The organism is Kitasatospora sp. NPDC005856, from assembly GCF_040629945.1.
GTDB lineage: Bacteria > Actinomycetota > Actinomycetes > Streptomycetales > Streptomycetaceae > Kitasatospora.
Genome location: NZ_JBEXWT010000082.1, coordinates 23,296 through 41,739 on the forward strand (window position 1 = coordinate 23,296; position 18,444 = coordinate 41,739).

Below are 18,444 nucleotides of genomic sequence, written 5' to 3' on the forward strand. Positions count from 1 at the left end.
CCTCTCGGATACGGTGGTGTTTCCCGACTGTTCGGACGACCCTCGCACACCTCCGGTTGCTCACGGGTGGGCGCACGCGGGGCGCACGGGGCGCTCAGGGGGTGGGCGCGGGCTCGCTGACGGGCACCGGTGCGTCCGTCGTGCTCCGACGGCTCAGCCGGCGCACCTGCGGATCCAGCAGGACCACCGCGCTGAGCACCAGACAGGCGACGGCGCACGCCCAGAGCGCGCCGGACAGGCCGAGCGTCACGGCGGCGGGGCCGGCCAGCGCGGTGCCGACCGGGGCCAGGGAGTAGGAGCCGAGTTCGTCGTACGCGGTGACCCGGGAGAACATCTCCTCGGGTATCTCCTGCTGGAGCGCGACCATCCAGTTGACGCCGAAGACGGTGACGCCGACGCCGGACAGGAACATCGCGACGACCAGCAGCGGCAGCGGCACCTCGGCGGCGAGGGCCACGGCGGGCAGGCCGAACAGGAAGACCCCCCAGTTGCCGGCCAGCAGGATCCGGCGGGGCCGCCAGCGGGTCATCAGCACGCCGGTGGCCACCAGGCCGACGCCGTAGGCGGACATCGCCAGGCCCCAGGCGCCGGCGCCGCCGAGCCGCTCCTTGGCGGCCGTCGGCCCGTAGACCGACTCCACCGCGTTGACGCAGGCGACCAGCACGGAGAACTGGAGCACGATCACCCGGAGCCAGCGGCGGGAGGCGAACTCCCGCCAGCCCTCGCGCAGGTCGCGCAGCATGCTGCCGCCGGTGGGCGCGGGGCCCCGGTCCGGCTCCAGGAAGAAGCGGAGGGCGGCGGCGACCAGGAAGCACAGGGCGTCCACCGCGAGCACCCAGCCGGGGCCGACGGCGGCGGTGAGGGCGCCGCCGAGGGCGGCACCGCCGATCTGGGAGGCGTTGAGGCCCATCCGGAAGACCGCGAAGGCACGGGCGGCGTGCTCCTGCGGGACGGCCTGCATGATCATGCCGCCGGAGGCGGGGGTGTAGAGGGCGTAGCCGGCCCCGCCGGCCGCGGAGAGCGCCAGCATCTGCCAGAGCCGGACGTCCCCGGTCAGCACCAGCGCGGCCAGGACGGCCTGGGAGAGCCCGCTGAACACGTTGGCGGCGACCATGATCAGGTGGCGCGGCAGCCGGTCGGCGAGGGTGCCGCCGATCACCAGGAGCAGCACGGTGGGCACCAGCCGGGCGGCGGTGACGTAGCCGACCTCGGTGGTGGTGCCGCCGGTGCCGAGTACGGCGAAGGCGGTCGCGATGGGGGCGCCGGCGTTGCCGAGGCCGCTGATCACGGTGGCGGCGGTCTGGACGCGGAAGTTGCGGCTCGCCCAGGCGAAGCGGCGCGGGGTCGGGGTCGGGAGCGGGGTCGGGAGCGGGGTCGGCACCCGGCGACTATGCCGTGGGGTCGTACGGGTGTCCATCGCCTTTCCCCGCACAGCCGCCGGAGCGCGGGGTTTCAGCCGAGGTGGCCCCGGAGGAAGGTGAGGGTCCGGCGCCAGGCGATCCGGGCCTGGAGCGGGTCGTGGGTGCCGATCAGGTTCTCGTCGTTCATGAAGGCGTGCCCGGCCGGGTAGAAGTGGATCTCCGGGCGGACGTCGGTGGCCTCGCCGATCCGGATCGCGGCCTCGTCCACGGCGGTCATCGGGATCGAGCCGTCCAGCTCGCCGAAGTGGCCGAGCACATGGGCGGTCAGACCGCGGTAGTCGAAGTCCGGATCGGGCGGCAGGCCGTAGAACGGGACCACGGCGGCCACCTTGTCGCCGGCCCGGGAGGCCAGCAGCAGGGCGAAGCCGCCGCCCATGCAGAAGCCGACCACGCCGACCGCGTCACCGACCACGCCGTCCAGGGCGAGCAGGTGGTCGACGGCCCCGGCCAGGTCCTCCACCGCCCGGTCGACCGGGAGCTCGCGCTTGAACCGGGCGGCCTCGGAGCCGTCGTGGGTGGTGGCGCCGCCGAACAGGTCGGGAGCCAGGACGGTGAACCCCTCGGCGGCGAAGCGGTCGGCCATGTCGGCGATGTGCGAGGTGAGCCCCCACCACTCCTGCACCACCACCAGCCCCGGCCCGACCCCCTGCGGCGGGCGGGCCAGGTATCCGTGCGCGGTGCGGCCGTTGCTCGGGAAGGTGACGTTCTGCCGGGAGCCGCCCTGGTCAGGCATGGCTTCCTCTCGGTGGGTCGGGCCGCGTGCGGCGGGGGTTCGGCGGGGCGGGCCGGGTCAGCCCATCTCTTCCAGGGCACGGCCCTTGGTCTCCTTGATGCAGAAGACCACGAACGGGACGGAGAGCAGGGCGAAGGCCGCGTAGATGACGTACGTCGCCGAGAGGTTCCAGTCGGCGAGGTCCGGGAAGCTGACGGTGATCGCCCAGTTGGCGATCCACTGCGCCGAGGCGGCGACGGACAGCGCCAGCGCGCGGATCCGGTTGGGGAACATCTCGCCGAGCAGGACCCAGACCACCACGCCCCAGGAGAAGGCGAAGCAGAGCACGAAGACGTGCGCGGCGATCAGGGCGACGGTGGCGTGGGTGTTGTCCAGGGTGGCGGTGTCGCCGGTGCCCACCCGGTAGGAGAACGCCCAGGCGGCGGTGCCCAGCGCGGCCGCCATGCCGATCGAGCCCGCCAGGGCGAGCGGCTTGCGGCCGATCCGGTCCACCAGGGCCATCGCGATCACCGTGCCGATCACGTTGATGATCGAGGTGGAGAGGCTGATCAGCAGCGAGTTGGACTCGTTGATGCCGACCGACTGCCACAGGAAGGACGAGTAGTAGAAGATCACGTTGATGCCGACGAACTGTTGGAAGACGGAGGCGCCGATGCCGACCCAGACGATCGGCAGCAGACCGAAGCGCCCGCCGAGCAGGTCCTTGAGCCGGGGCTTGTGGGAGGACTCCAGCACCGCGCGGATCTCCGCCACCCGGGCGTCCAGGTCCACGCCCTCGCCCTCCACCTCGACCAGCACCTTGCGGGCCTGCGGCTCGCGGTGGTCGGCGATCAGGAAGCGCGGCGACTCCGGGATGGCGAGCGCCATCAGCCCGTACACCAGGGCCGGGATGGTCTCGACGCCTAGCATCCACTGCCAGGCCTGGACGCCGCCGAGGTGGTTGGTGGACTCGCCGCCGGCCGCCTGGTTGAGGGCCCAGTTGGCGAGCTGGGAGACGGTGATGCCGAGCACGATCGCCATCTGCTGGAAGGAGGCGAGCCGGCCTCGGTAGGCGGTCGGGGCGACCTCGGCGATGTAGGTGGGGGCGATCACCGAGGCGATGCCGATCGCGATGCCGCCGACGACGCGCCAGGTGGCGAGGATCTCGATGTTCGGCGGGAACATCGAGCCGATGCCGCTGGCCGCGAACAGCACGGCGGCCAGCAGCATCGTGCGGACCCGGCCGAGGTGGTCGGCCAGCCGGCCGGCGATCACCGCCCCCACCGCCGAGCCGAGCAGGGCGATGGCCACCACGAAGGCGGTGGTGCCGTGGCCGACCCCGAAGTGCTTCTGGATGCCCGTCACGGCGCCGTTGATCACCGCGCTGTCGTAGCCGAACAGGAAGCCGCCCATGGCGGCGGCCGCCGAGATGAACACCACGTGGCCGAGGTGGGCCTCGCCGGCCGCCCGTTGGCTGTTGACCGATGACACGCGCGCTCCCGGGGGTCGACGGGCCCGCTCCGACGCCGAGTGGGCAGGGCTCGTCTCACATTCGATCAGCGCGGCGGCCGCCGTGCGCGGGTTGGCGGCCGACCGGGTGATCCTGGGTCAGCCGGTGGTGCGCGGTCCGGTGGCGCGCGGGGCGTCGGTGCGCCGCCGGTGACGGCGGAGCAACTGGGCACGGGCGGCGGCGTACTGGTCGCGGCCGCGCCCCGGGCCGTCGGCGCGCTCGGCGAGCCGGTCGGCGATCGCGTACTGCGCCTCGGCCGGCTTCTTGTCGTCGTACTTGAACTTGGCCCGCACCTCGTCGACCGTCAGCCGGAGCCCGCGCAGTCCGGGCAGCTGCCGGGCCAACTCGCCCTCGCCCGGTACCACCCGGACCTCCGGCGTCTCGGGCTGGAAGTGCGCCAGCTGACGGTTGAGGATCTCCGCCTTGCCGGCCGCGGACTCCACCACCTCGGCGGTGCAGTGGAAGTGGACCGAGGCGTAGTAGCTGGTGGGTGTACCCGGTGCGCCGCGCCAGTGGCCCGGGGCGAAGGCGTAGCCGTCGGTGACCGCGAGGGTGACCTTCGGATCGGCTCGGACGGCGGCCAGCAGCGGGTTGGGCGCGGCGAGGTGGAGCAGGATCTCGCCGCGCTCGACGTCCAGCAGGAAGTGGGTCGGGACCAGCACCGGGCCCTCGCCGGGGCCGCCGTTGGCGGCGAGCAGGCCGAAGTCGCGGCCCTCGGCGAGCCAGGCGCGCCACTCGGCCTCGTCGCCGCGGTCCCAGGATCGGATCAGCACGGAGGTGCCTCCCGTCAGCGGGGGTAGCCGCGCAGGTGCGCGGGGAGCGGGACGGTGGTGCCGGGGTGCGGCTCGGGGGTGCCGTGCACGGTGGTGACCGGGATCAGGCCGGACCAGTGCGGCAGGCCGACGTCCTCCGGGTCGTCGTCGGCGGCGTCATCGCGGGTCTTGGCCGAGACCTCGTCCAGCTCCAGCCGGAGGACGGCGGTGGCGGCCAGCTCCTTGGCGTTCGCCGGACGGACCTCGGCGGAGCGCCCCGGCACCGCGTGGTCGACCAGCGCGGCGAGCGCGACGTCCAGTTCCTCGGGGTCGGTGACCTGGTGCGCGGTGCCGTGGGCGACCACCGAGCGGAAGTTCACCGAGTGATTGAACGCGGACTTGGTCAGCACCAGTGCGTCGACCTGGGTGACGGTGACGCAGACCGGCATGCCCTGCTCGCCGGAGGCGTTGCGCATCGGACGGCTGCCGGTGGAGCCGTGGACGTAGAGCCGGCTGCCGACCCGGGCGAAGATCGTCGGCAGGACCACGGGGGCGCCGTCGACCACGAAGCCGAGGTGGCAGATGTAGGCACTGTCGAGGATGGCGTGGATCGCCTCCTGCTCCCAGGTGGCCCGCTCCCGGTAACGGGTGGGCGTGGTCCTGGGGGTGCGGGAGTAGGCGGGCGAACCTTCCGGACTGGCTGACATGACATCCTCTACGTACTAGTGCATAATTTGCTTTGTGCTAGGAGACTATCCGCTGAAAGGGCGACGCGCCAGCGAGATCGCGGCCCACATCGAGCAGGGCGTGAGCAGCGGGCAGCTCTCCCCCGGCACCGCGCTGCCCCCGCTGCGCGATCTCGCCGCCGAACTGGGCGTCAACCCCAACACCGTCGCCGCGGCCTACCGGCTGCTGCGCGACCGCGGCGTGATCGAGACCGCAGGACGCAAGGGCAGCCGCATCCTGCCCAGGCCCGCGCTCACCCCGCGCGACCAGATCCGCATCCCCGTCCCGCCGCACGCCCGCGACCTGTCCACCGGCAACCCCGACCCGGCCCTGCTGCCCGACCTCACCCCGGCCCTCGCGGCCGCCGCCGAGGCCGCCCGCACCGACCCGGTGCTGTACGGGCACGCCGCCGTCGACCCGCAGCTGCTCGCGCTCGCCCGCGCCTCCTTCGAGGCCGACGGCCTGCCCGGCGGCCCGATCGCCGTCGCCTCCGGCTCGCTGGACACCATCGAACGGATCCTCGGCGCCCGGCTGCGCCCCGGCGACGCGGTGGCCGTCGAGGATCCGGGCTGGGGCAGCCTGCTCGACCTGCTGCCCGCACTGGGGCTGAAGCAGGTGCCCGTCCGGCTGGACGACGAGGGCCCGCTGCCGGAGGCACTGGCCGCCGCGCTGGCCGAGGGCGTCCGGGCCGTGGTGGTCACCAGCAGGGCGCAGAACCCGACCGGGGCGGCGCTCACCGCGCGGCGGGCCGAGGCGCTGAAGGCCGTCCTGGCGGAGCACCCCGGGGTGCTGCTGATCGAGGACGACCACGGGCACGGCATGGTCGACCAGTCGTACCACCCGCTGGTCGGCGCCGGCACCCGGTACTGGGCGGTGGTGCGCTCGGCGGCCAAGGCGTACGGGCCGGACCTGCGGGTCTCGGTGGCGGTCGGCGACCCGGAGACGATCGGACGGGTGGCCGGCCGGATGCGACTGGGCGCCGGCTGGGTCAGCCACCTGCTGCAGCGCACCGTCGCGGAGCTGTGGCGCGCCGACGCCGCGCCGGCGGACCGGGTGGCCGCCGCGTACCGGGCCCGACGGGACGCGCTGCTGGGCGAGCTGGCGGCCCGTGGGATCGCGGCGCACGGGCGGAGCGGTCTGAACGTCTGGGTGCCGGTGCCGGACGAGACGTCGGTGCTGGCGGCGCTGGTGCAGCGCGGCTGGGTCGCGGCGCCCGGCGTGCGGTACCGGATCCAGTCGCCGCCCGGGCTGCGGTTCACCACGGCGCGGCTGGAGGCGGCGCAGGCGCGGGAGCTGGCGGAGGACCTGGCGGCGGTGCTCGGGGCGGGCGGGGGCGGGTCGCGGCTGGTCTGAGGCCCGGGTGGGGGAGTTCCGGGGCGGGTGACGGGTCCCGGGGCGGGTGAGTTCCGGGGCAGGTGAGGGGTCTCGGGGCGGGTGAGTCCTGGGGTGGGTGGGGCAGGTGTGGTGGGTGTGAACCGCGGGCGGCGTCCGGTCGTCGCCCGCACGCCTGGTCTGAACCCGGCGGTAACAAATGCGGAAACCTCCCGCAGACGCCTAGCGGTAGCCAGCGCGAGCATGTCATGTTCTTCGCGCCACCGGCCGGCGGCCCACCCTCACCCTGGCGTCTTCCCGTTCCCCATGCCTCGGGAAGACCGAGCCGCAGGAGTTCCGCAGTGCCCGAGAACCGTTCGAGCATCACCCGCAGTACCCCGCGAACCTCCCGACGGCTGCTCGCCGCAGCCCTCGCCCTCCCGCTGGCCGTCGCGGGCCTGGCCGTCGCTTCCCCGGCCTCCGCCGCGACGTCCGCGCCGGCGGCCGTGCCGCCCGGACCCACCGCCAGCGTCACGCTCGGTGACAGCTACATCTCCGGCGAGGCCGGCCGCTGGAAGGGCAACTCGGCCGGCACCAGCGGCAGCCGCAACGGCACCGACCGGGCCTGGACCGGCAGTTCGTACGACGCCTCGCGGGTCTACGGCGCCACCGCCGCGAGCGGGTGCGACCGCTCGGACGTCGCCGAGGTGCTCAGCGCCTCGACCGGGGCCCAGAGCGAGATCGACCTGGCCTGCTCCGGCGCCGTCAGCGCGAACGTCTTCCGCGCCTCCAACGGCGGCCAGTCGTTCAAGGGCGAGGCGCCGCAGGCCGACCAACTCGCCACCGTCGCACGGCAGAACAACGTCAAGCTGATCACCCTGTCGATCGGCGGCAACGACCTGGGCTTCTCGGACGTCATCGCCGACTGCGTGAAGGACTACCTGATCTGGTACTCCTACTGCCACTCCTCCGCGCAGTCCCAGATCGACGACAGGATGCCTGCGGCGATGGCCGGGGTCGGCAAGGCGATCGACGAGGTCCGCGCGGTGATGGCCGACGCCGGCTACGCCCGGTCCGACTACCGCCTGGTGCTGCAGTCCTACCCGTCGCCGATCCCGCGCAGCGCCGAGATGCGCTACCCGGAGAGCGGCTGGACCCGCTCCAACACCGGCGGCTGCCCGTTCTGGGACGGGGACGCCGACTGGGCCCGCGACTCGATGGTGCCGCAGATCTCCCAGGCACTGGCGGGCGTCGCCGCCGCCAAGGGCGCGCAGTTCCTGGACCTGTCGGACATGCTGCAGGGCCGCGAGGTCTGCTCGACGGCCACCAGGCAGCCGACCACGAGCGCCGGCCCGTCCGCGACCACCAGCGAGTGGGCGCGGTTCCTGGACGGCGGGCTCAACTCCACCCAGGGCGTGCTGCAGGAGTCGATGCACCCCAACTACTACGGCCAGCAGGCGGCCGGACGCTGCCTGACGCTGCTGTGGGCGCGTCCGAGCGGTGACTACGCGTGCCACAACACGGCCGGGCAGGACGCGAGCGGGATGTACCTCACCGCGCGGTGACCACGGTGACCGTCCGGTGACCGCGTGATCCGGCGCCCCCGCGGCCTTGGCGGCGGGGGCGCCGTACGGCTGCGCTCAGCCCTTGGCGAGCAGCGACTGGGCGTGCGCGCGGACCTGATCCTTCGTCAAGTACGCGTCGGTGTACTCGAAGTCCTGCAGCCGGGCGGGCTGGCGGGCGAGGAAACCGGTGCGGACGAAGTCGTCGCCGGCGGTCGCGTTGAGCAGCCAGTTGGCGCCCACCCGGAACTTGGCCGCGTTGGTGCGCATCGCCATCAGGTGGTAGCCGCGCGCCACCAGCTGGGCGGGCACCCCGCGCAGCTCCACGCCGAGCGGCTTGGAGACCGCGTCCTTGCCGCCGAGGTCGACCACCAGTCCCAAGTCCTTGTGGTAGTACGGCTCCAGCGGGCGGCCGTGGAGCGCGGCGATCACGTTGTTCGCCACCACGCGGCCCTGGCGGGCGGAGTGCTGGGCGGTCGGCGGGCAGACCGCGCCGTCGCCCTTGGCGAGATCGGGGACGGCGGCGGCGTCGCCGAGCGCGAACACGTCCTCGAACTGGGGCACCCGCATCTCCGCCGTCACGGCGAGCCGGCCGCGCACCGTCTCGGCGTCCAGGGTGCCGATCAGCGGGCTCGCGGCCACGCCGGCGGTCCAGATCAGGGTGCGGCAGGGCAGCACCCGGCCGTCGGTGAACTTGACGGTCTCGGCGCCGACTTCGGCCACCGAAACGCCCAGCGACACCTCGATGCCGCGGTCGCGCAGCACCTCCAGGGCGGCCTCGCCGAGCGGGTCGCCGAGCTCCGGCATCAGCTTCGGGGCGATGTCGATCAGGTGCCACTTGATCTGCCGCGCGTCCAGGCGCGGGTAGCGGTAGGCGGCGGCGGTGGTGAGGCGCTGGAGGCAGGCGGCCGTCTCGGTGCCCGCGTAGCCGCCGCCGACCACCACGAACTGGAGCCGGGACTCGCGTTCCTTCTGGTCCAGGGTGGCGGAGGCGAGGTCGAGTTGGGCGATCACGTGGTCGCGGACGTAGGCCGCCTCGGCGAGCGTCTTCATGCCGCGGGCGTAGTCGGTGAGGCCGGGGATGTCGAAGGTACGGGTGACGCTTCCGGGGGAGAGCACCAGGTAGTCGTACTTCTGCGCGACCACCTCGTCGGTGATCTTGCGGACGACGCACACCTTGGAGGCCGGGTCCACACCGATGGCGCCGCCGGGGACGATGTGGGTGCGGCGAAGCGTGCGGCGCAGGGAGACGGCCACGGACTGCGGGGTCAGGACGCCGGCCGCGACATGGGGGAGGAGGGGGAGGTAGAGCTGGTAGCTGAACGGCGTGACCAGCGAGATCTCGGCCTCCGACGGTGACAGCTTGTGTTCGAGGCGGCGGGCGCACTCCAGGCCGGCGAAGCCACCGCCCACGATCAGGATCCGAGGTCGTTCCATCGCTCATCCCTTTGCCGTGAAGGTCCCCATTACTGTCCGCCACACTCGCACGGAGCAGCGGGGGCTGCCACCGGGGCGGGGCCGTGGGGGTGGGGAGGGCGAAGGGGGCGGGGAGGGGTTGGAGGGGCGGGGCTGCCACCGGGCGGGGCCGTGGGGGAGGGGAAGGGGGACGGGGGACGGGGCGGGATCGGAGGGGCGGGGCTGCCACCGGGCAGGGGTCGCCGGGGTGGCGAGGGAGGTGGGGCGGCGGCGTCGGGGCGGTGACACCGATAAGCTGTCGGCCGTGCTACCCGAGGTGACGGCGATCCGGTACGTGACGCCACTGCGAGAAGGCGGCTCGATGCCGGGCCTGGTCGAGGCCGACGATCGGCGGCTGTACGCGCTGAAATGGGTCGGCGCTGCGCAGGGCCGCAAGGCACTGGTCGCGGAGGTGCTGGCCGGCGAGCTCGGTCGGCGGCTCGGGCTGCCGGTGCCGGAGCTGGTGACGATCGACCTGGACCCGGTGCTCGCGCGCAGCGAGCCGGACCACCAGATCCAGGACCAGATGCGGGCCAGTGGCGGGACCAACCTCGGGATGGCCTTCGTCAGCGGCGCGCTCAACTTCGACCCGCTCTGCTTCGAGGTGGACCCGGAGCTCGCCGGGCAGGTGCTCTGGTTCGACGCGCTGATCGGCAACGTCGACCGCTCCTGGCGCAACCCCAACCTGCTGGTGGCGACCGGCGGGCTGCGGCTGATCGACCACGGCGCGAGCCTGATCTTCCACCACAACTGGCCGGGCGCGGCCTCCTGGGTCCGCCGTCCGTACGACGCCTCCGACCACGCGCTGCTGCGGGCCCGGCCGGACCTGGCGGCGGCCGACAAGGAGCTCGCGCCGCTCGCCGAGGCGGCGATCGAGGGCGCGGTGGCGCAGATCCCCGAGGTCTGGCTGGTGGACGAGTTCGGCTTCGACTCGCCCGACGAGGTGCGCGCCGCGTACCGCGCCCAGCTGACCGAGCGACTGGTCGGTCCGCGGGACTGGCTGCCGGAGGTGCCCGCATGACCGACCACACGCTGTCCACGCCGTCCCCGGTGTCGGCGCTGCCGGCCACCGTCGAACTGCACGACTACGAGTACGCCGTGATCCGCGCGGTGCCGAGGGTCGAGCGCGGCGAGTGCGTCAACGTCGGAGTGCTGCTGTACTGCCGGCAGAGTTCGCACCTGGCCGCCCGTACCCACCTGGACCAGGCCCGGCTGCTGGCGCTGGACCCGGTGGCGGACGTCCAGGGCGTGCGGCGGGCGCTGCACGGGATCGAGGCGGTCTGCCAGGGTGGCCCGCAGGCCGGTCCGGCGGCGGGGGACAGCGCCGGGCAGCGGTTCCGCTGGCTGACCGCGCCGCGCAGCGCGATCGTCCAGCCGGGGCCGGTGCACACCGGGCTGACCGCGGACCCAGAGACGGAGCTGCGGCGGCTGTTCGACCAGCTGGTGCTCTGACGCCGGGGGGCTCCGGGGCGGCTCGTCGACGGTTGCCGTGGTCAAAGCTTGAGTTGCTGAAGGACCTGGCCGTACCCTGGCCCCATGGGTTCGACAGCGACGACGACCGTACCGACCAACGCCGAGTTGATGGAGGCGTTGGCCGCCGTCGGTGCCGCGTACTTCCAGGACTTCGCGGCGGCCGCGGCCCGGCACGGGCTCTCCTCCTCGCAGGCCAAGGCGCTCGGCGCCGTGCAGGAGCCGGTGCCGATGCGGGCGCTGGCCGGCCGACTGGGCTGTGACGCGTCGAACGTCACCGGGATCGTGGACCGGCTGGAGTCGCTGGGCCTGGCCAACCGGGAGGCGGCGGCCGGTGACCGCCGGGTGAAGATCGTGGTGATCACGGCCGAGGGCAGGGAGATCCTGAACCGCATCCGCGGCGAGATGGCCCGGACCCACCAGGCCTTCGAGGCGATGGACGACGAGCAGCGGATCGCGCTGCACTCCATCTGCGTCCAGGTGCTGCCGGTGCTGGCCGGCCGTACGGGCGGCGCGCAGTAGGTGCGAGCCCGCTGCCCGCGCCGCCCGCGTGTGCTGCCGGTCAGAGCAGCCCGGCGAACTCCGGTGGCAGCGGGCGCCGGTGGAGCAGGGTGAGGGAGCGGGTGGCCCGGGTCAGCGCGACGTAGAGGTCGCGCGGCGCGAGTCCGGCCGGCTCGACCACGACCACCGTGTCGAACTCCAGCCCCTTGGCGTCCGCGACGGTGAGGGCGCCCAGCTCCGCGGCCAGCGCATCCGGGGCGATCACGCCCGACGTGCCGGGGCCGCCGGGCAGCCGGGTGAGCGCCGCGGCGAAGTCGCCGTCCGGGACGGGGACGGCGCGGGGCCGTTCGGTGCCCGGGCGGATGGACTCGGGCGGTCGGTGGCCGGGGACGGCGGTGCGCAGGACGGCGGTGGCGAGGGCCATGACGGGCTCCGGCGTGCGGTAGTTGACGGTCAGCCGCTCCTCGCGCCAGCGGCCGGGCAGGTGCGGGTCGAGCATCTCGGCCCAACTGCGGGCACCGGCGGGCGATCCGGTCTGGGCGAGGTCCCCCACGATGGTGAGCGAGTTGGTCGGCACGCGCCGCAGGACGGCGCGCCAGGCCATGGCGGACAGCTCCTGCGCCTCGTCCACGACGACGTGGCCGTACGCCCAGGTGCGGTCGGCGGCGGCGCGTTCGGCGGTGGAGCGGTACGGGCCGTCGTCGCGGAAGCGCTCGGCCAGGGCGGCGGAATCCAGCAGGGCGTCGCCGGTCTGCCCGGTGATGGTCAGCACGCCCTGGGCGAAGGCGAGTTCGTCCGGGTCTTCGTCCGTCGGGGTGGACTCCCGTGCCGTGCCGAGGAGTTCGGCGGCCTCGTCGAGCAGCGGGACGTCCTCGACCGTCCAGTCGGAGCCGGGCGGACGGAGCAGGGCGGCTGCCTGCTCGGGGGCCGTCTCGGTGAGCAACTCCCGGTCGGTGAGCAGCCGTTCGAGCAGCTGTTGGGGGGTGAGGCGGGGCCAGAGCGGGTCGAGCGCGGCGCGGACGTCCGGCCGTTCCCACAGCTCGCGCGGGGCGTAGTGCGCCTCCTCGTCGTCGTAGGGGCGGCCGAGGGTGAGCGCCTGGGCGATGGCGAGGGCGTCGAGCAGGGTGCTCAGGTAGAAGCCGCGGGCCCGGTTGTGCGGCAGCCGCAGGCCGCGGGCGGCGTCCCGGGCCTCGGCGCAGGCCCGGGCGGAGACCCGCAGCCCCTCGCCGAGGTCCAGGCCGTCGGCGGGGGCCGTCTGGTGGGCGGCCAGGGCGCGGCGCAGGACGCCGGCCATCCAGGGGCCGCCCTTGGCGAAGGCGGTGGCGGGCGCGTCGGTGCCGGTGGAGGCGAGGCCGGGGACGAGTTCGCCGACGGTGCGCAGCACCACCTCGGTCTCGCCGAGGGCGGGCAGCACCTGGTCGATGTACCGCAGGAAGCCGGGGTTGGGGCCGATCACCAGCACGCCCCGGCGTTCGAGTGCGGCGCGGTGGGTGAACAGCAGGTAGGCGGCGCGGTGCAGGGCGGCCAGCGTCTTGCCGGTGCCGGGGCCGCCCTGGACCACCAGGGCGCCGGGCAGCGGGGAGCGGATCACCCGGTCCTGTTCGGCCTGGATGGTGGCGACGGCGGTGCCCATCCGGCCGGTGCGCTCGCGGCCGAGGGCGGCGAGCAGTGCGGCCTCGCCGACCAGGCCGCGCCGGCCGGACTCGTCCAGCCCGGCGAGGTCCAGCGCCTCGTCGTCCAGCCCGGTGAGGGTGCGGCCCCGGGTGTGCAGGTGGCGGCGGCGCACGACGGGGCCCGGCCGGGCGGGGGTCGCGGTGTAGAAGGGGCGGGCGGCCGGGGTGCGCCAGTCGAGCAGCAGCGGCTCGTAGGACTCGTCGGTCAGGCCGGTGCGGCCGATGTAGTGGACGGTGCCGTCGCGCTCGTCGAGCCGGCCGAAGCACAGGCCGCGCTCGACCGCGTCCAGCCGGGCCGCGTGGCGGGCGGCCTCGCGGGCGCGCACCTCGCGCTCCAGCCGGGCCTGGTGGGTGCCGCCCGGGGCGGCACCGTCGTGGGCGCCGTCGGCGGTGCGGCGGGCCCGTTCGCGCACGGTGTCCAGCCGGGCGTAGAGCCGGGTGAGGTGGGCCTGCTCGGTACGCAGGGCCGCGGCGAGGGCGTCGCCGGGGTCCTGCGCGGCCGCTGGAAGTTCGCTCATCGGTGTGGTATCCTTGCGGTGAGAAGGCTGTGGAGTGTCATCTGAAAGGCGCTCAAGTGACCGAGCCTACCCCATCCGCCGACGTTCGGCGTGACCTCGGCTGTTACTCTTGCGAAGCGTGAGCGCGAAGCCCCAGATCCCCAATGTCCTGGCCTCCCGGTACGCCTCGGCGACCCTGGCCCAGCTGTGGTCCCCCGAGCACAAGGTGGTCCTCGAGCGCCACCTGTGGCTCGCCGTCCTGAAGGCCCAGCAGGACCTCGGCGTCGAGGTTCCGGCCAATGCCGTCGCCGACTACGAGCGGGTGATCGACCAGGTCGACCTCGGCTCGATCGCCGCCCGTGAGCGGGTCACCCGCCATGACGTGAAGGCCCGGATCGAGGAGTTCAGCGAACTCGCCGGGCACGAGCAGATCCACAAGGGCATGACCTCCCGGGACCTGACCGAGAACGTCGAGCAGCTCCAGATCCGCCAGTCCCTGGAGCACGTGCGCGACCGCACGGTGGCCGTGCTGGTGCGCCTGGCCACGTTGGCCGCCCAGCACTCCGAGCTGGTCATGGCCGGCCGCTCGCACAACGTGGCCGCGCAGGCCACCACCCTGGGCAAGCGGTTCGCCTCGATCACCGACGAGCTGCTGGTCGCCTTCCGTCGCCTGGAGGAGCTGATCGCCCGCTACCCGCTGCGCGGGATCAAGGGCCCGGTCGGCACCGCCCAGGACATGCTGGACCTGCTCGGCGGCGACACCGAGAAGCTGGCCGAGCTGGAGCGCCGGGTCGCCGGGCACCTCGGCTTCGATCACGTGCTGACCAGCGTCGGCCAGGTCTACCCGCGCTCGCTGGACTTCGAGGTGCTCACCGCCCTCGTCCAGCTGGCCGCGGCGCCGTCCAGCCTGGCCAAGACCATCCGCCTGATGGCCGGCCACGAGCTGGTCACGGAGGGCTTCAAGGAGGGCCAGGTCGGCTCCTCCGCGATGCCCCACAAGATGAACACCCGCTCCTGCGAGCGCGTCAACGGCCTGGCCGTCATCCTGCGCGGCTACGCCTCGATGACCGGCGAGCTGGCCGGCGACCAGTGGAACGAGGGTGACGTCTCCTGCTCGGTGGTGCGCCGGGTCGCGCTGCCGGACGCGTTCTTCGCCTTCGACGGCCTGCTGGAGACCTTCCTGACCGTCCTCGACGAGTTCGGCGCCTTCCCCGCCGTGATCGAGGCCGAGCTGGACCGCTACCTGCCGTTCCTCGCCACCACCAAGGTGCTGATGGGCGCGGTGCGCGCGGGCGTCGGCCGGGAGACCGGGCACGAGGTCATCAAGGAGCACGCCGTCGCCTCCGCGCTGGCGATGCGCGCGGGCGCCCGGGAGAACGAGCTGCTGGACCGGCTGGCCGCCGACGAGCGGATCCCGCTGGACCGGGCCGCGCTGGACGCGCTGCTGGCCGACAGGCTGTCCTTCACCGGCGCGGCCGGTGCCCAGGTCGCCGAGGTCGTCCGCCAGGTGGAGGCCGTCGCGGCCGCCTACCCGGAGGCCGCCAAGTACGCGCCGGCCGACATTCTCTGACGGGCAGCATTCCCTGACGTCCGGTCAGTTCTGGGTCGAGGGCCCCGCCGCCGAACCGGTGGCGGGACCCTCGCGCGTCGTGGGGACGTGGCCCGGGTCGAGCGGCGGGGCGGTGGGGCCGCACGGCCAGTCGCAGTTCGGCTCGGCCACCGGCTGCTCCTCGGGGGCGAGCACATTGCCCCGTACGGTCGCGGCGGCGATCAGCCCGCCGGCCACCAGGAGGCCCGCGCAGATCAGCATCGCGGTGTGGAAGGCGGAGTCGACCGAGGAGGGCACCCGGTAGGCGTCCCCGCTCAGTCCGGCCAGCGCCGGCAGGGCGGCCACCGCGAGCAGGCCGGCCGCGCGGGCGGCGGCGTTGTTGACCCCGCTGGCGATGCCGGCGTGCCGGACCTCGACGGCGGCCAGCACGGTCGCCGTCAGCGGTGCGACCAGCAGGGTCATCCCGCAGCCCATCACCGTGACGGCGGGCAGCACGTCCACCCAGTAGGAGGAGTCGGGGCCGATCCGCAGCATCAGCAGCACCCCGGCGGCGCACAGCATGGGGCCGACGGTCAGCGGGATGCGCGGGCCGATCCGCTTGCCGAGGCGTCCGGCGCGCGCGGACAGCAGCAGCATCAGGATGGTGATCGGCACCAGCGCGAAGCCCGAGACCAGCGGCGAGAAGCCGGACACGATCTGGAGCTGCACCACCAGCAGGAAGAAGACGCCGCTGAACGCCGCGTACACGCACAGGGTGACCAGGTTCACCGCGGTGAACAGCCGGGAGGAGAACAGCCCGAGCGGCAGCATCGGTTCGGGCGCGCGGCGTTCGACGACCACGAAGAGGACGCCGAGCACGACCCCGATCAACCCGCTGACCCAGACGGCGGGGGACAGGCCCTCGCCGGCCGCGGTCAGCGCGTAGGTGATCGCGCCGAGGGCGAGGGCGGCGAGCGCGGCGCCGAGCACGTCGAAGCGGCCGGTGGCGTCCTCGTCCCGGCTCTCCGGCACCGACCGGCCGGTGACCGCGATCACGGCGGCGGCGAGCGGCAGGTTCAGCAGGAAGATCCAGCGCCAGCCGGGGCCGTCCACCAACCAGCCGCCGAGGAAGGGGCCGACCGCCGCCGACACCCCGCCGAGTCCGGACCAGAGGCCGACCGCCGCCGAGCGGTCGTCGGGGTGGAAGACCGCCTGGAGCATGGCCAGCGAACCGGGGGTGAGCAGCGCCCCTCCGATGCCCTGGACGGCGCGGGCGGCGATCAGCACGTGGATGTTCGGTGCGGCGGCGCAGGCCGCGGAGGCGATGGCGAACCAGACCACGCCGATCAGGAAGACCTTGCGCCGCCCGTACCGGTCGCCGAGCGCGCCGCCGAGCAGGATCAGGCCCGCCAGGGTGAGCAGATAGGCGTTCAGGGTCCATTGCAGGGACGCCAGGGAGGCGCCGAGGTCGGCGCCGATCCGGGGCAGCGCGACGTTCACCACGGTGCCGTCGAGCATCGCCATGCTGGAGCCGAGCACCGTCGCCAGTAGTACCCAGCGACCCTGCGCGGTGCCCAGGCGCAGGGTGCCGGCCTCGGAGGTGGCCACGGGCGAATCCTGCGCTGCCGGGGCGCACGTGACAAGGGTCACCGGTGGGTGTGTTGACGATCCGCCGTGCGTGAACGGATGGATGCGCAGCGTCGCCGATCTCGGCGCAGGGTCGTGGATCAGTGGCGGGGGGTGAATGGATTGTGTACGCACTGTGGGCTCGGGCCTGCGGAGGGTCACGGGGGCGGGGGGGATGGTTGCCGTTTCAAGAGATCGACATTGCTTCACCCGAACGGATGGGTTTTAGTTCAGCGACCGCCCGGCCAGTCCGGACGGATCCACCGGGTGGAACGCCGAGTCCTGCCGCTGCCCGGTGGTTCGAAACGAACTCTGTACGGCAGGAGCGGGGGACCCACAGGTAAGTCGCCGGACCGGAGTTCGCGCCTCAGGGCGCGGGCGTCCAGGACCGGCTAGGGGTGAAGCCGCGCATGCGGCCGGGCAACTCCAGCCCGAACCCGACAGCTCACCTCGCAGGCGTCGGAGAGGAAACTTCCATGCCTGCTCAGGCTCGTCGTATCGCCCTGCCCCGCGCCGCCCGCATCGGCATCGCCACCGCCGTGACCGGTGTCTCCTTCGTCCTCCCGCTCGTCACCGCGGTGAGCGCCCAGGCCCACACCACCCCGGCCGCCCCGGTCGCGCAGGCCGCCGCCCCAACCGACGCCAAGCCGGCCGCCCCGGCCGCTGCCCCGGCCGCCCAGGCCGCGCAGGAGAGCTACCGCGTCGTCAGCGGCGACACCCTGTCCAAGATCGCCGACGCCAAGAACGTCGAGGGCGGCTGGCAGGCGCTGTACGAGCAGAACCGCTCGGTCGTCGGTGCCAACCCCAACCTGATCTTCCCGGGCCAGCAGCTCGCACTGTCGGGCCACGCCGCCGCGCCGTCCGCCGACGCCGCTCCGGCCAAGCCCGCCGCTCCGGCCAAGCCGGCCGCCCCGGCCAAGTCGACCGCCCCGGCGACCCAGGCCGCCCAGCCGCAGGCCCAGGTCCAGGTGAAGACCGAGGCCGCCAAGCCGTCCGCCCAGCTCCAGACCCAGCTGCAGGTCGCCGCTCCGGCCCCGGTCGTGACCGCCACTCCGGTCGCCGCCGCCACCTCCGGCTTCGTCGCCCCACTGGCCAACCCGAAGCTCGGCACCGCCTACGGCGTGGCCGGCTCCATGTGGGCCTCCGGCCACCACACCGGCCAGGACTTCGTCGCCGCCACCGGCACTCCGCTGCGCGCCGTCGCCAACGGTGTCGTGGTCAAGGCCGGCAACGGCGGTGCCTACGGCAACGAGGTCGAGATCAAGCTCGCCGACGGCCACTACGCCGAGTACGCGCACCTCTCCTCGATCGGTGTGAAGATCGGTCAGACCGTCACCGTCGGCCAGCAGATCGGCCTCTCCGGTGCCACTGGCAACGTGACCGGCCCGCACCTGCACTTCGAGATCCGCAACGGCTCGGAGTACGGTTCGGACATCAACCCGGTCACCTACCTGCGCGCGCACGGCGTCGCGCTCTGACCCGGGGCCGCTGAGCTCCGAGGGTTTCAGGAACCACCGCTGCTGCGGGGCGAATCGATCCTCCGGGATGGTCATGTCGGGTGACCGCTCGACCGGATGATCGCCGCACGGCGGACATGGGCGCGGGTCGTCCAGCAGCACCACGCTGTACGGGCGGCGGCGGACGGCCTCGGTGAGCTGGCCGCCCTCCTCGTAGCCGACGTACCCGGGCGGAGCGCCGAC

Annotated in this window: 15 protein-coding genes, 1 pseudogene and 1 riboswitch; of the genes and pseudogenes, 7 read left to right on the forward strand and 9 right to left on the reverse strand. The window is 73.7% G+C overall.

The window, feature by feature from the left end:
• Window positions 1–94: 94 nt before the first annotated feature.
• The 5 genes from ABZ449_RS33375 to ABZ449_RS33395 form a co-directional block, all read right to left on the reverse strand.
• Entirely contained in the window at window positions 95–1,381 is a 1,287-nt protein-coding gene (locus ABZ449_RS33375; protein WP_360353609.1) for an MFS transporter, read from the reverse strand.
• Window positions 1,382–1,452: 71 nt separating this feature from the next.
• Window positions 1,453–2,154, reverse strand: coding sequence for a dienelactone hydrolase family protein (locus ABZ449_RS33380; RefSeq protein WP_360353611.1), 702 nt, complete (start codon window positions 2,152–2,154; stop codon window positions 1,453–1,455).
• A gap of 57 nt (window positions 2,155–2,211) precedes the next feature.
• A complete protein-coding gene (locus tag ABZ449_RS33385) occupies window positions 2,212–3,624 on the reverse strand; it encodes a sugar porter family MFS transporter (protein WP_360353613.1) in 1,413 nt (470 codons plus the stop codon).
• A gap of 117 nt (window positions 3,625–3,741) precedes the next feature.
• Window positions 3,742–4,416: an FMN-binding negative transcriptional regulator gene (locus ABZ449_RS33390; RefSeq protein ID WP_360353615.1), complete on the reverse strand. Its 675-nt coding sequence runs from the start codon at window positions 4,414–4,416 to the stop codon at window positions 3,742–3,744.
• Between the two features lie 14 nt (window positions 4,417–4,430).
• A complete protein-coding gene (locus tag ABZ449_RS33395) occupies window positions 4,431–5,102 on the reverse strand; it encodes a pyridoxamine 5'-phosphate oxidase family protein (protein ID WP_360353617.1) in 672 nt (223 codons plus the stop codon).
• Between the two features lie 34 nt (window positions 5,103–5,136).
• On the opposite strand from ABZ449_RS33395, the gene ABZ449_RS33400 reads away from it, so the two are divergent.
• Together ABZ449_RS33400 and ABZ449_RS33405 are read left to right on the forward strand one after the other, a co-directional pair.
• A complete protein-coding gene (locus tag ABZ449_RS33400; RefSeq protein WP_360353619.1) occupies window positions 5,137–6,474 on the forward strand; it encodes an aminotransferase class I/II-fold pyridoxal phosphate-dependent enzyme in 1,338 nt (445 codons plus the stop codon).
• A gap of 320 nt (window positions 6,475–6,794) precedes the next feature.
• Window positions 6,795–7,997 carry a GDSL-type esterase/lipase family protein gene (locus tag ABZ449_RS33405; protein ID WP_360353621.1) on the forward strand — a complete coding sequence of 401 codons (1,203 nt, stop codon included), beginning with the start codon at window positions 6,795–6,797 and terminating at the stop codon, window positions 7,995–7,997.
• A 75-nt stretch (window positions 7,998–8,072) separates the two neighbouring features.
• Here ABZ449_RS33405 and ABZ449_RS33410 read toward each other — a convergent pair whose 3' ends face one another.
• Window positions 8,073–9,431: an NAD(P)/FAD-dependent oxidoreductase gene (locus tag ABZ449_RS33410; RefSeq protein ID WP_360353622.1), complete on the reverse strand. Its 1,359-nt coding sequence runs from the start codon at window positions 9,429–9,431 to the stop codon at window positions 8,073–8,075.
• A 283-nt stretch (window positions 9,432–9,714) separates the two neighbouring features.
• On the opposite strand from ABZ449_RS33410, the gene ABZ449_RS33415 reads away from it, so the two are divergent.
• The 3 genes from ABZ449_RS33415 (at window position 9,715) to ABZ449_RS33425 (ending at window position 11,441) form a co-directional block, all read left to right on the forward strand.
• On the forward strand, window positions 9,715–10,470 hold the full coding sequence (locus tag ABZ449_RS33415) for a HipA family kinase (protein WP_360353624.1): 756 nt from the start codon (window positions 9,715–9,717) through the stop codon (window positions 10,468–10,470).
• Window positions 10,467–10,901: a DUF3037 domain-containing protein gene (locus ABZ449_RS33420; protein ID WP_360353626.1), complete on the forward strand. Its 435-nt coding sequence runs from the start codon at window positions 10,467–10,469 to the stop codon at window positions 10,899–10,901. Before ABZ449_RS33415 ends, ABZ449_RS33420 begins: the two co-directional genes overlap by 4 nt.
• A gap of 84 nt (window positions 10,902–10,985) precedes the next feature.
• Window positions 10,986–11,441 (forward strand): MarR family transcriptional regulator, encoded by a 456-nt coding sequence (locus tag ABZ449_RS33425; RefSeq protein ID WP_360353628.1) that lies wholly within the window; start codon window positions 10,986–10,988, stop codon window positions 11,439–11,441.
• 40 nt (window positions 11,442–11,481) lie between these two features.
• On the opposite strand, the gene ABZ449_RS33430 is transcribed toward ABZ449_RS33425, so the two are convergent.
• Entirely contained in the window at window positions 11,482–13,611 is a 2,130-nt protein-coding gene (locus ABZ449_RS33430) for an ATP-binding domain-containing protein (RefSeq protein WP_360353630.1), read from the reverse strand.
• A gap of 118 nt (window positions 13,612–13,729) precedes the next feature.
• Between ABZ449_RS33430 and purB the strand changes: the two genes are divergently transcribed.
• Window positions 13,730–15,160 (forward strand): adenylosuccinate lyase, encoded by a 1,431-nt coding sequence (gene purB, locus ABZ449_RS33435; protein WP_360353631.1) that lies wholly within the window; start codon window positions 13,730–13,732, stop codon window positions 15,158–15,160.
• 24 nt (window positions 15,161–15,184) lie between these two features.
• Here the strand turns inward: purB and ABZ449_RS33440 are convergent, their stop codons facing one another.
• Window positions 15,185–16,726: an MFS transporter gene (locus ABZ449_RS33440; protein ID WP_360353633.1), complete on the reverse strand. Its 1,542-nt coding sequence runs from the start codon at window positions 16,724–16,726 to the stop codon at window positions 15,185–15,187.
• A gap of 354 nt (window positions 16,727–17,080) precedes the next feature.
• Window positions 17,081–17,218, forward strand: a riboswitch (cyclic di-AMP (ydaO/yuaA leader).
• A 2-nt stretch (window positions 17,219–17,220) separates the two neighbouring features.
• On the opposite strand from ABZ449_RS33440, the gene ABZ449_RS33445 reads away from it, so the two are divergent.
• Window positions 17,221–18,222, forward strand: a complete 1,002-nt coding sequence (locus ABZ449_RS33445; protein ID WP_360353635.1) for a LysM peptidoglycan-binding domain-containing M23 family metallopeptidase — start codon at window positions 17,221–17,223, stop codon at window positions 18,220–18,222.
• A 126-nt stretch (window positions 18,223–18,348) separates the two neighbouring features.
• Here the strand turns inward: ABZ449_RS33445 and ABZ449_RS33450 are convergent.
• Window positions 18,349–18,444, reverse strand: a pseudogene (locus tag ABZ449_RS33450) (AAA family ATPase); the annotation flags it as partial.